We start from the raw sequence: 11,281 nt of genomic DNA, 5'->3' as shown, positions 1-11,281 counted from the left end.
TTTTAAATTTATGATTAATAATTATTTATTATAAATATCAATAAATTGAACATCATTTTTGTGGTTTATTGTATGCGAGGTTTTTCTGTTTTGACTTAGATAATTTAAAAGAACGGCGCCCTGGACGCGCCGCCGGTGAATCATTTCATTATGGCTGCTGTGCGGTAAGTTGTGTGATGAAGCGCTGGCGCGAGCGTTCCACATACTGTTGCAAGCCATTGGAATCAAAGAAAGCCTGTGTATCGCCGTTGCGAAGTTGCTGTCGTTTCTCCAGTAGCCCGAAGCGGTCACCTTTGTTGGCAATAAAGATATCAACATGCTGGGCGGCCAGTGTCTTAAAGCTACTCTGAATATCAGTAACCAGGTCAGGGTAATTTTTGTTGTTAATCAGCAGATAGTCGGGCGTGGCGAGACTATCTGCGTAAATTAGCGTCTTGCCGTTGCGAAGCGTTACGCGCCAGGAAGTTGAGCCGGGCAGATGTCCAGGCGTGAATAGTGCTGTCACGGTTATCCCTCCGAAGCTGATGCTTTCCTGGTTGTGGATAATTTTATCAGTGGTGACGGGCGGGAAGGGGAGCGCATCGCCAAGCGCAAAATCCTCTCGTCCACCCCTCGCCATCTGATCGGCGTTGGGTTGGCTGGCGACCAATTGTGCGCCGCTCCACGCTTTCAAACGTGCCATGCCCCCCGCTTGATCCAGCCGCGCATGGCTATTCAACAGATAGCGCACGTCTGTGAGGCGGAATCCTGCCGCTTCAATATTCGCTTTAATTTGCGGTGCGCTTTCATCCAACCCCGCATCAATAAGAATATGCCCTGCCGGAGTGGTCAGCAGAATAGAAGAGAGATTTTTCGTGCCGACATACCACACGCCTTCTGTGATTTGAAACGGCTTTATAGGCTTAGCCCACGCTTTAAACAGTGATAACGGAGGCGCGGGTGATAACGGTTGTGAAGGATCTAATGCCGCCATGGCAGGAAGTGCTGATGTTGAAAATATACATACAAAGAATAATGCATAGCGATTCATAATATTCTCCTGATTGAAGCGCCCGCAGTATACCTGGCAGTAATTTAGCCAGGTTCAATAAGAGAGACGTTTAATGAACTTGCTGCAAATGGATATGAACCTGTTAAAAGTACTGTATGTGCTGCTGGAGACGAGCTCTACGGGGAAAACGGCGCAAAAGCTGGCTTTGTCGCCTTCTGCGGTAAGTCATGCGCTAATGAGATTGCGCGATGCGCTAAACGATCCGTTGTTTCGACGGGAAGGGAACCGCCAGATTGCTACGCCTTATGCGCAGGCGCTGCGTGACAAATTGGCGCCTGTGTTTGTTTCGCTTAATGAGGAGCTATTTGGCGATAAAGAGAACGGCTCCCGTTGTTTTCGGGTGGTACTTCCTCCCGCATTGAACGCGCTGCTTACGCCCGTTCTCGCAGAGAAAGGTCATCTTCATCAGGCGGTGATCGAGTGCCTTCCTTTTGCCCGCCGACCCTGGCGTGATGAACTGTTGGATAGCTCGGTTGATTTGGTGCTGGCAATTGGCGACCATCAAAAGCAGGTCAGCGCTCTGCATTACGAGCGGGTGGGGACTACGCGTTTGATCGCGGTTTATGGCGCGCCATTGCGTTCACGTCTGGAGAATGCCACAGCGTTGAATTTTGCTGATCTACAGCATTATCAACACATTTACTGTTTGCCGTGGACAAAAGAGAACAACGAACTGGACAGGCAGCAGGCTCGTGCCGGGTTTGAACGTCCGCTGGCGTTTGTTTGTCATGATTACAGTCAACTGGCGCCTGCTGTCCAGTCGGCGCCGCTAATGGCGATTGTACCGCGCCCCTGGTATGAAAATTTATCCGATAAGCGCGGTCTTTTTGTCCTGCCGCTTGCCGGGGAGCAGGCGGAAGGCGCTATTTTTATGCAGTATCGGGCTTCAACGGTAGAGTGGAAGCGGCGCCTTATCGACGCTATTCGCCGGAAATTAAAAACGTACTACCGATAAACGCGAGAGCCCGCATAAGGCGGGCTCTGTGACATATTGAGCGCCAGAATTATTCAATATTCTGGATTTGCTCGCGCATTTGCTCGATCAACACTTTTAATTCAATAGCGGAGTTAGTTACATCAGCGTTGATGGATTTGGAGGCCAGGGTGTTCGACTCACGGTTAAATTCTTGCATCATGAAGTCCAGACGGCGACCTACCGCCTCTTTTTTCTTCAGAATGTTGTAAGTCTCTTTGACGTGCGCTTCCAGACGATCCAGCTCTTCCGCCACATCAATGCGTTGCGCCATCATCACCAGCTCTTGCTCCAGACGGTTGTTTTCCAACTGAACCTGAGCATCTTCCAGCTTCGCGACCAGGCGTTCACGCTGCCATTGCAGGATTTCCGGCATATGCGCGCGGACTTTCGCTACTTCGGCGCTGACGCCTTCCAGACGTTGTTCAATCAGCGCTTTCAGCGCCTGGCCTTCCGTTTCGCGCGCGACGATAAAGTCATCCAGCGTACCGTCCAGTGCGGCTAAAATTTCTGCGGCAATCGCGTCCAGATCCTGCTCTTGCGCCGCCATGACACCTGGCCAGCGCAAAATATCAACCGGATTGATTTCCCCTTCGTCGCTCTGCATTTTGACCCAGTTTGCGGCGCTAACTAATTGTTTCGCGAGCTTTTCATTCAGAATAAGCTCGCCTTGCGCGCTGGCATCGGGTTCAAAACGCAGCATACATTCGACTTTGCCGCGCGTCAGGCGTGTACGAATGCGTTCGCGCACGACGGGTTCAAGACTACGGAACTGTTCCGGCAGACGAAAGTAAGTTTCCAGATAACGCTGGTTTACCGAGCGCATTTCCCAGGTCGCGCTACCCCATTCACCCTTGATTTCACGCCGGGCGTAGGCGGTCATACTGCGGATCATAGATGTTCCCGTTTTTAAAGGAGAGATGAGGGGATTATAGCTATCCATGCCTTGTCAGGATAGGAATAACCATCGGAAGTCCGTATAATGCGCAGCCACATTCGTTTTAAGCCGGAGATCTCAATATGCGTCCAGCAGGCCGTAGCGCTAATCAGGTGCGTCCCGTAACCCTGACCCGTAACTATACAAAACACGCTGAAGGCTCGGTACTGGTCGAATTTGGAGATACCAAAGTGTTGTGCACCGCCTCCATTGAAGAAGGTGTCCCACGTTTTCTGAAAGGACAAGGCCAGGGGTGGATCACCGCAGAGTATGGCATGTTGCCTCGCGCTACCCATACCCGTAACGCGCGCGAAGCGGCAAAGGGTAAGCAGGGCGGCCGTACTATGGAAATTCAGCGTTTGATCGCGCGTGCGCTGCGTGCGGCGGTCGATCTGAAAACGCTCGGCGAATTTACCATTACGCTGGACTGCGATGTAATCCAGGCCGATGGCGGTACGCGTACAGCGTCTATTACCGGTGCCTGCGTGGCGTTGGCGGATGCGCTGAATAAATTGGTTGCCAACGGTAAGCTGAAAACCAATCCGATGAAAGGCATGGTGGCGGCGGTTTCCGTAGGCATCGTTAACGGCGAAGCGATCTGCGATCTGGAATATGTTGAAGACTCCGCCGCAGAAACCGACATGAACGTCGTGATGACTGAAGACGGCCGCATTATTGAAGTTCAGGGTACCGCGGAAGGCGAGCCGTTCAGCCATGAAGAACTTCTCACTTTGTTGGCGCTGGCCCGAGGGGGAATTGAATCCATTGTGGCGACGCAGAAGGCGGCGTTAGAAAATTGATTTTAAGGCGACTGAAAAGTCGCCTTTTTTTTGTCCGTAAATTTCGTAAATGATGAAAGTAAGAAAAGGAGCGAATCCATGAAACCGTATCAGCGCCAGTTTATTGAGTTTGCGCTTAACAAGCAGGTACTAAAGTTTGGCGAGTTTACGCTGAAATCCGGGCGCAAAAGCCCCTATTTCTTCAACGCCGGGCTGTTTAATACCGGGCGCGACCTGGCGTTGTTAGGCCGTTTTTATGCCGAAGCGCTGGTGGATTCCGGTATTGAATTTGATCTGCTGTTTGGCCCCGCATACAAAGGTATTCCGATCGCGACGACGACGGCGGTTGCGCTGGCGGAACATTACGATAAAGACCTGCCGTACTGCTTTAACCGCAAAGAGGCAAAAGATCATGGCGAAGGCGGGAGTCTGGTGGGCAGCGCGCTACAGGGCCGCGTGATGCTGGTGGATGACGTGATTACCGCAGGTACGGCGATTCGCGAGTCGATGGAGATTATTCAGGCGCACGGGGCTACGCTGGCTGGCGTACTGATTTCGCTGGATCGTCAGGAACGTGGCCGCGGCGATATTTCCGCGATTCAGGAAGTGGAGCGCGACTATGGTTGTAAGGTTATCTCCATCATTACGCTGAAAGACCTGATTGCCTATCTGGAAGAAAAACCTGATATGGCTGAGCATCTGGCGGCTGTGCGAGCATACCGGGAAGAATTTGGCGTGTAAGCGAATTGCCCGGTGGCGCTTTACCGGGCCTATGTTTCTGTCGCCTGGATAAGGCGTGAGCCACTATCCAGTCAGCGTTACTGTAGCTGAGCGGCAATGAGCGGCCAGCGGGCGTCGAAATCGTCCGTTGGGCGGTATTTAAATTCGCTACGCACGAACCGTGAAAGCATACCTTCACAGAAGGCTAACAGCTGGCTTGCCAGCAGATTTTCATCCGTCGTGTAGCCTTCGCCTTCACGCATTCTTTTTTCTCGTAGCACCTGGCGGAGCTGCGCTTCGATGCGTTCAAAAAGCTGATTAATGCGCCCCTGTAGGCGATCCTGTTCAAACATCAGCGCGTGCCCGGTAAGAATGCGCGTCAGGCCAGGGTTGCGTTCGCCAAAACCCAGAATCAGCAACACAATCAGGCGCAAACGCGTGCTGGTGTTTTTTTCATCTTTTAAAATCAGATTGATACGGGTAATCAGACTATCTTCGATAAACTCAATCAGGCTATCGAACATGCGGGTCTTGCTGGGAAAATGGCGGTATAGCGCCGCTTCGGAAACGCCGACCGAGGCCGCCAGTTTTGCCGTCGTGATGCGTTGGCTTCCATCGCTGGATTCAAGCATCAGCGCCAGTGACTGAAGTATTTCTTCGCGACGATTCCTTTTCGCAGTTTGTTTTTCTGCCATGTTACAAAATACCCCTGAAAATAAGCACTTGCCAGGCGAGCACCCACGCTATAACCGCAAACTCAGCGCTTGCGGCAGTATTATGACGTTATGGGGATGCGTAAAATTTACTTACGGCCAGAATGACCGAAGCCGCCCTCGCCACGTTCGGTGGCGTCAAATGCTTCCACCAGATTAAATTCGGCCTGAACGACCGGAACAAACACCATTTGCGCGATACGTTCGCCCGGTTCAATGGTAAAACTGTCCTGACCACGGTTCCAGATCGAAACCATCAGTTGCCCCTGATAATCGGAATCAATCAGCCCGACCAGGTTGCCCAGCACGATACCATGTTTATGGCCCAGGCCCGAACGCGGCAACATGACTGCCGCCAGTGATGGATCGGCGATATGAATGGCCAGTCCGGTAGGTACCAACGTCGTTGCGCCAGGCGCCAGTTCTACGGCGTCATCGAGACAGGCGCGCAGGTCAAGCCCGGCAGAACCAGAAGTAGCATAAGTCGGCAGCGGAAACTGCTGACCAACACGCGGGTCCAGAATCTTAACGTCGATTTTTTTCATCATAACGGGTCACGATCTCGTCGAGTAATAATTGGCCCAGGAGTTCTTTCCGCTCAAGCGGTAAGACTTTATCTCCATCCTGCCAGAAAAGGTGTAAAGCGTTTTTATCGCTATTAAATCCCTGATTTGAAAGAGAAACATCATTTGCACAAATCAGGTCAAGGTTTTTACGGATACGTTTTTGCCGGGCGTATTCTTCCACATTATTCGTTTCCGCGGCAAACCCAACAACATAGGGGCGATTGTCACTGAGTGCGGCCACCCCGGCGACAATGTCCGGGTTTTTGACCATTTTTATTAGTAATTCATCACCTTGCGCCGCCTGTTTTTTGATTTTTTCGCTGGCGATAGTCTCTGCGCGATAGTCAGCCACGGCGGCGCAGCTAATGAAAATGTGCTGCTGTTGAACGGCGGCCTGAACAGCGGCTTCCATGTCCAGCGCGGTTATGACATCAACCCGTTTTACAAAAGGCGGCGTTGGTAACGAAACGGGGCCGGAGACCAGCGTGACATTTGCGCCGCGACGCGCTGCGGCCGCCGCAATAGCGAAGCCCATTTTACCTGAGCTGTGGTTGGAAATATAACGCACCGGGTCGAGCGGTTCGCGCGTCGGGCCTGCCGTAATCATGATATTAAGATGTCGCAGATCGTTGACGGCAGCGAAATGCGCGGCGGCCTTATCAACGATAACTAATGGGTCCAGCATTCGGCCTGGGCCTACATCGCCGCACGCCTGACTGCCGCTATCCGGCCCCCAAATGAACAGGCCGCGAGAGGCGAGCACCTCCAGATTATGTTGCGTGGCGGCAGCGCGGTACATCTGTTGGTTCATGGCCGGAAGAACGGCCACCGGGGCTGGCGTCGCCAGGCAAATGGTGGAGACTAAATCATTAGCCATACCCGATGCTACACGGGCGATTAGGTCGGCGGTCGCGGGAGCAAGAATCACCAGGTCGGCCCATTTCCCCAACTCGATATGCCCCATCGCGGCTTCGGCGGCAGGGTCAAGCAGACTGTCGGATACGGGATAGCCCGACACTGCCTGTAAGCTCAGGGGGGTAATAAAGGCTTTTGCCGCCTCGGTCATTGCCACGCGCACGTCAGCGCCGCGCTCACGTAAACGGCGCACCAGCTCCGGCGTTTTATACGCAGCGATACCGCCGCTAACGCCGAGAACAATTTTTTTACCGGCCAGGCTCATCATGTCTTTCCTGTTGGGTGACTTTGAAAGGCGGCTATTTTATCACAATCTCTACGGCGTCGTGTCTTTGCCTGCGCTCCACTTTGCGAGGCGCTACGCAAGAACAAAATCGGGGCGTCGATCTCTCCCAAAGGCTGTGCCACTATGCCGCTTCCTTAAAAAAGGAGGTGCGCGTATGGATACGTTGGACGAATTATTACCGCGTGAAAAAATGCTCAGATCCGGCATTGCTTCCCTCAGCGACGTGGAGCTGCTGGCGCTTTTTTTACGTACCGGCACGCCGGGAAAAGATGTTATGACGTTGGCAAAAGAGATATTGCAGCACTTTGGGTCGCTGTATGGCCTGCTGTCGGCGGACTTTGCGCAGTTTCGCGGCGTAAACGGCATCGGCCTGGCGAAATTCGCGCAGTTGAAAGGCATTGCTGAGCTGGCAAGGCGCTATTACAGCGTGCGCATGAATGAGGAAAGTGCGTTGCTGAGTCCGGAAATGACGCGGGAATTTCTGCAAAGCCAACTGACGGGCGAAGAGCGTGAGATCTTTCTGGTGATCTTCCTCGATGCCCAGCACCGGGTGCTTCAGCACAGCCGCCTGTTTTCCGGCACGCTTAACCACGTAGAGGTGCATCCGCGTGAGATTGTTCGGGAAGCGATTAAACTCAATGCTTCAGCGGTCATTCTGGCGCATAACCACCCTTCAGGCTGCGCAGAGCCAAGTAAAGCAGATAAACTTATCACTGAGCGCGTGATAAAGTGTTGCCAGTTTATGGATATCCGGGTGCTCGATCACCTGATAATTGGGCGCGGAGAGTACGTTTCTTTTGCCGAACGCGGCTGGATTTAAGATTCTTTGCGCGATCCATCGGGATCTTTGTCTGTTCGGGACTTGAGCATATCGCCGGGTCAGCGTATACTACGCCACCTTTGAGAATCTCGGGTTTGGCATTTGGGCCTGGCAATCGAGAGTTCAATAGAACTGCGCGATGACCAGGCTGTAAAGCCTGACGAGGCGCCGATACCCCATACGAAGCTCGAGCTAATTTGATTTTTGGAGAATAGACATGTCCCGAGTCTGCCAAGTTACTGGCAAGCGTCCGGTGACCGGTAACAACCGTTCCCACGCACTGAACGCGACTAAACGCCGTTTCCTGCCTAACCTGCACTCTCACCGTTTCTGGGTTGAGAGCGAGAAGCGTTTTGTCACCCTGCGTGTATCTGCTAAAGGTATGCGTATCATCGATAAAAAAGGCATCGAAACAGTTCTGTCTGAACTGCGTGCCCGTGGCGAAAAGTACTAAGTACTAAGAGGAAATAAATCATGGCTAAAGGTATTCGTGAGAAAATCAAGCTGGTTTCTTCTGCTGGTACTGGTCACTTCTATACCACTACGAAGAACAAACGTACTAAACCGGAAAAACTGGAACTGAAAAAATTCGATCCAGTTGTCCGTCAGCACGTGATCTACAAAGAAGCGAAAATCAAATAATTCTCGCTTTGATGTAACAAAAACCTCGCTTCGGCGGGGTTTTTTGTTTTCTGGCCGTCCCCATATTAATGAGACCTGCCACACAGCCGGAGACGTTATGCCTGAATTACCCGAAGTTGAAACCAGCCGCCGGGGTATTGAACCCCATTTAGTTGGCGCTACTATCCTGCACGCCCATATCCGTAACGGCCGTCTGCGCTGGCCGGTTTCAGACGAAATTTATCGTCTGAGCGATACACCCGTCCTTAGCGTTCAGCGTCGTGCTAAATATTTACTGCTGGAGCTGCCTGACGGCTGGATAATTATTCACCTGGGGATGTCGGGAAGCTTGCGGATACTGTCGGAAGCGCTGCCGGCGGAAAAGCACGACCATGTCGATTTGGTGATGAGCAATGGCAAAATTCTACGTTATACCGATCCTCGCCGCTTTGGCGCCTGGTTATGGACCAAAGAGCTGGAAGGGCATAACGTACTGGCGCATCTGGGACCGGAGCCGCTAAGCGATGAGTTTAATGGCGAATATTTGCGGCAGAAATGCGCGAAGAAGAAGACGGCGATTAAACCCTGGCTGATGGATAACAAGCTGGTGGTCGGCGTGGGGAATATCTACGCCAGCGAGTCGCTGTTTGCCGCTGGTATTCACCCTGACCGCCTGGCGTCGTCACTCTCGACAGAGGAGTGCGACCTGCTGGCACGGGTGATTAAAGCCGTTTTGCTGCGCTCTATTGAACAAGGCGGGACAACGCTGAAGGATTTTCTGCAAAGCGATGGGAAACCGGGCTATTTTGCGCAGGAGTTGCAGGTGTACGGGCGCAAAGGCGAGCCGTGTCGGGTATGCGGTACGCCGATAGTCGCAACGAAACACGCACAGCGTGCGACGTTCTATTGCCGTCACTGTCAGAAGTAAAACGCCAGGCCCGGCAGGGAAGGAAACTTATTTCAACTTATCCATTAGCGCCTGATGCACATTGTCCGGCAGAAAGTGGGTCACGTCGCCCTGATGGCGCGCCACTTCTTTGACCAGCGACGATGAAATAAACGACCACTCTTTGGACGGCATCAGGAAAACGCTTTCCAGTTGCGGCATCAGATGGCGATTCATATGCGCCAACTGCATTTCATATTCAAAATCCGCCACCGCGCGCAGACCACGAATCAGGATATTCGCCTGTCTGTCGCGGGCGAAATTGGCCATCAGGTCGCTAAAGCCTACCACCTCTACGTTACCCAGGTGTGCGGTCGCTTTTTGCGCCAGCGCCACACGTTCGTCCAGGGTGAACATGGGTTTCTTGCCGGGGCTGGCGGCGATAGCCAGAATGACATGGTCGAACATCTGCGTTGCGCGCGTCACAATATCGAGATGACCGTTAGTAATCGGATCAAACGTGCCTGGATAAATCGCCCGTTTTTGCATGACAGTCCTCAATGCGTTTTCGGTGGCAGATAAGGTTCCAGCAGTTGCAGCAGACGCTGGAGCGCGCCCTGATTTTGATACAGCACTTCAACTGCGTGACGTCCGTAGAAATTACGATAATCAGCGTCGGTCAGTAAAGAGGAAACTTCTTTTGCCAGCGTAGCCGCATCGGTAATCGTGATAAGTCCGCTCGCCTGATCCAGACGGGCGCAAATATCTTTAAAGTTAAAGGTGTGCGGACCCATAAGTACCGGAATCGCATGAGCGGCGGCCTCCAGCGGGTTATGACCGCCGCGTTCAACCAGCGAACCACCAACAAAGGCGAGATCGGCAATGCCATAGAGCAACATTAATTCGCCCATGGTATCGCCTACCACGACCTGGGTGCTGGCGGACGGCACTTCGCCCGAAGAGCGAGTGATGTAGCTTAACCCTGCCTGACGCACAAGATTGATAGCATCCGGGAAACGCTCCGGATGGCGGGGCACCAGAATCAGTAATAAATTCGGGAATTGATGTAATAACGCCTGGTGAGCGGCGATAACGATACTCTCTTCGCCATCGTGGGTGCTGGTGGCAATCCAGACCGGACGGTGCGGCGCCCACTGGCGGCGTAGCGTAACGGCTTTAGCCGCCAGCTGCGGCGTAACTGAAATATCAAATTTCAGACTGCCGGTGACCGTGACCTGATTGTTCTTCGCGCCCAATGCCACAAAGCGTTCGCCATCTTCTTCGTTTTGCGCGGCAATCAGGGTGATACGGCGCAGGAGCGTACGGACAAACTTGCCAAGCTTCGCATAACCCGCGGCGGAGCGGGCGGAAAGCCGCGCATTAGCGATAACCAGTGGAATATGACGTTTGTGCAGCGCAGCAATCAGATTTGGCCAGAGCTCAGTCTCCATGATCAATACCAGCTTAGGATCAATCTCATTGAGGAAACGATTGAGCGCATCGGGCAAATCATAAGGCAAGTAAACGTGCTGAACATCGTTGCCAAAGGCGGACTGGACGCGCTCCGAGCCGGTCGGCGTCATGGTCGTTACGGTAATAGGCAGATCGGGATAGCGATGACGTAGAGCGCGGACCAATGGGATGGCCGCCAGAGTTTCGCCCACCGAGACGGAATGCAGCATGATTCCGCCCGGTTTCAACGGACGGCGGTAGAATCCGTAGCGTTCACCCCAGCGCTTACGATAGGCCGGCGCTTTACGTCCACGCACCCAAAGCCGTATCCAGATCAGAGGCTGAATAAGGTAGAGAAGAGCGGTGTAAAGCAATTCGAGCATAGTAAATAGCTGACTTATGGATGTGCTGGGGATTCTATGTATTTAGCCTGGGCTTTACCATTACTTTTCCCATTTTTGCGCCAAATTGGCTCAGAAGCGAGGATTCCAGGCGCTGAACCCCATTATTTTTGCATTTTTACGCAATCCATTGAAATTTGCCGCCCTTGTCGCCCCGGACA

General features: G+C 52.8%; 14 protein-coding genes. 7 read left to right on the top strand and 7 right to left on the bottom strand.

The window, feature by feature from the left end:
• Positions 1–148: 148 nt before the first annotated feature.
• Positions 149–1,030 carry an HARLDQ motif MBL-fold protein gene (locus tag ACLJQJ_RS19420; RefSeq protein WP_063809481.1) on the bottom strand — a complete coding sequence of 294 codons (882 nt, stop codon included), beginning with the start codon at positions 1,028–1,030 and terminating at the stop codon, positions 149–151.
• A 73-nt stretch (positions 1,031–1,103) separates the two neighbouring features.
• On the opposite strand from ACLJQJ_RS19420, the gene ACLJQJ_RS19415 reads away from it, so the two are divergent.
• Complete coding sequence (locus ACLJQJ_RS19415; protein WP_001050866.1) at positions 1,104–2,006, top strand: LysR family transcriptional regulator; 903 nt, start codon at positions 1,104–1,106, stop codon at positions 2,004–2,006.
• Positions 2,007–2,055: 49 nt separating this feature from the next.
• Here the strand turns inward: ACLJQJ_RS19415 and ACLJQJ_RS19410 are convergent, their stop codons facing one another.
• A complete protein-coding gene (locus ACLJQJ_RS19410) occupies positions 2,056–2,919 on the bottom strand; it encodes a YicC/YloC family endoribonuclease (protein WP_000621352.1) in 864 nt (287 codons plus the stop codon).
• Positions 2,920–3,044: 125 nt separating this feature from the next.
• On the opposite strand from ACLJQJ_RS19410, the gene rph reads away from it, so the two are divergent.
• Positions 3,045–3,761, top strand: coding sequence for a ribonuclease PH (gene rph / locus ACLJQJ_RS19405; protein WP_001247078.1), 717 nt, complete (start codon positions 3,045–3,047; stop codon positions 3,759–3,761).
• A 78-nt stretch (positions 3,762–3,839) separates the two neighbouring features.
• Positions 3,840–4,481 carry an orotate phosphoribosyltransferase gene (pyrE, locus tag ACLJQJ_RS19400; RefSeq protein WP_063809479.1) on the top strand — a complete coding sequence of 214 codons (642 nt, stop codon included), beginning with the start codon at positions 3,840–3,842 and terminating at the stop codon, positions 4,479–4,481.
• A gap of 77 nt (positions 4,482–4,558) precedes the next feature.
• Here pyrE and slmA read toward each other — a convergent pair whose 3' ends face one another.
• The 3 genes from slmA to coaBC form a co-directional block, all read right to left on the bottom strand.
• A complete protein-coding gene (gene slmA, locus ACLJQJ_RS19395) occupies positions 4,559–5,155 on the bottom strand; it encodes a nucleoid occlusion factor SlmA (RefSeq protein ID WP_000818607.1) in 597 nt (198 codons plus the stop codon).
• Between the two features lie 107 nt (positions 5,156–5,262).
• On the bottom strand, positions 5,263–5,721 hold the full coding sequence (dut, locus tag ACLJQJ_RS19390; RefSeq protein ID WP_000976078.1) for a dUTP diphosphatase: 459 nt from the start codon (positions 5,719–5,721) through the stop codon (positions 5,263–5,265).
• Positions 5,699–6,919 carry a bifunctional phosphopantothenoylcysteine decarboxylase/phosphopantothenate--cysteine ligase CoaBC gene (gene coaBC / locus ACLJQJ_RS19385; RefSeq protein WP_000050176.1) on the bottom strand — a complete coding sequence of 407 codons (1,221 nt, stop codon included), beginning with the start codon at positions 6,917–6,919 and terminating at the stop codon, positions 5,699–5,701. Before coaBC ends, dut begins: the two co-directional genes overlap by 23 nt.
• 175 nt (positions 6,920–7,094) lie before the next feature.
• Between coaBC and radC the strand changes: the two genes are divergently transcribed.
• The 4 genes from radC (at position 7,095) to mutM (ending at position 9,309) form a co-directional block, all read left to right on the top strand.
• On the top strand, positions 7,095–7,760 hold the full coding sequence (gene radC, locus ACLJQJ_RS19380) for a RadC family protein (protein ID WP_000380129.1): 666 nt from the start codon (positions 7,095–7,097) through the stop codon (positions 7,758–7,760).
• Between the two features lie 217 nt (positions 7,761–7,977).
• Entirely contained in the window at positions 7,978–8,214 is a 237-nt protein-coding gene (gene rpmB / locus ACLJQJ_RS19375; protein WP_001519051.1) for a 50S ribosomal protein L28, read from the top strand.
• Between the two features lie 20 nt (positions 8,215–8,234).
• A complete protein-coding gene (gene rpmG, locus ACLJQJ_RS19370) occupies positions 8,235–8,402 on the top strand; it encodes a 50S ribosomal protein L33 (protein ID WP_001051798.1) in 168 nt (55 codons plus the stop codon).
• A 97-nt stretch (positions 8,403–8,499) separates the two neighbouring features.
• Entirely contained in the window at positions 8,500–9,309 is an 810-nt protein-coding gene (gene mutM / locus ACLJQJ_RS19365; protein ID WP_001114516.1) for a bifunctional DNA-formamidopyrimidine glycosylase/DNA-(apurinic or apyrimidinic site) lyase, read from the top strand.
• 27 nt (positions 9,310–9,336) lie between these two features.
• Here mutM and coaD read toward each other — a convergent pair whose 3' ends face one another.
• Both coaD and waaA read right to left on the bottom strand, forming a co-directional pair.
• On the bottom strand, positions 9,337–9,816 hold the full coding sequence (coaD, locus tag ACLJQJ_RS19360; protein ID WP_001171884.1) for a pantetheine-phosphate adenylyltransferase: 480 nt from the start codon (positions 9,814–9,816) through the stop codon (positions 9,337–9,339).
• A gap of 8 nt (positions 9,817–9,824) precedes the next feature.
• Entirely contained in the window at positions 9,825–11,102 is a 1,278-nt protein-coding gene (waaA, locus tag ACLJQJ_RS19355) for a lipid IV(A) 3-deoxy-D-manno-octulosonic acid transferase (protein ID WP_000891580.1), read from the bottom strand.
• Positions 11,103–11,281 lie beyond the last annotated feature (179 nt).

The organism is Salmonella sp. SAL04202, assembly GCF_046550775.1.
GTDB lineage: Bacteria > Pseudomonadota > Gammaproteobacteria > Enterobacterales > Enterobacteriaceae > Salmonella > Salmonella enterica.
Note: the sequence above shows the minus strand (reverse complement) of the source record. Positions and strands in the feature narration are given on the sequence as shown.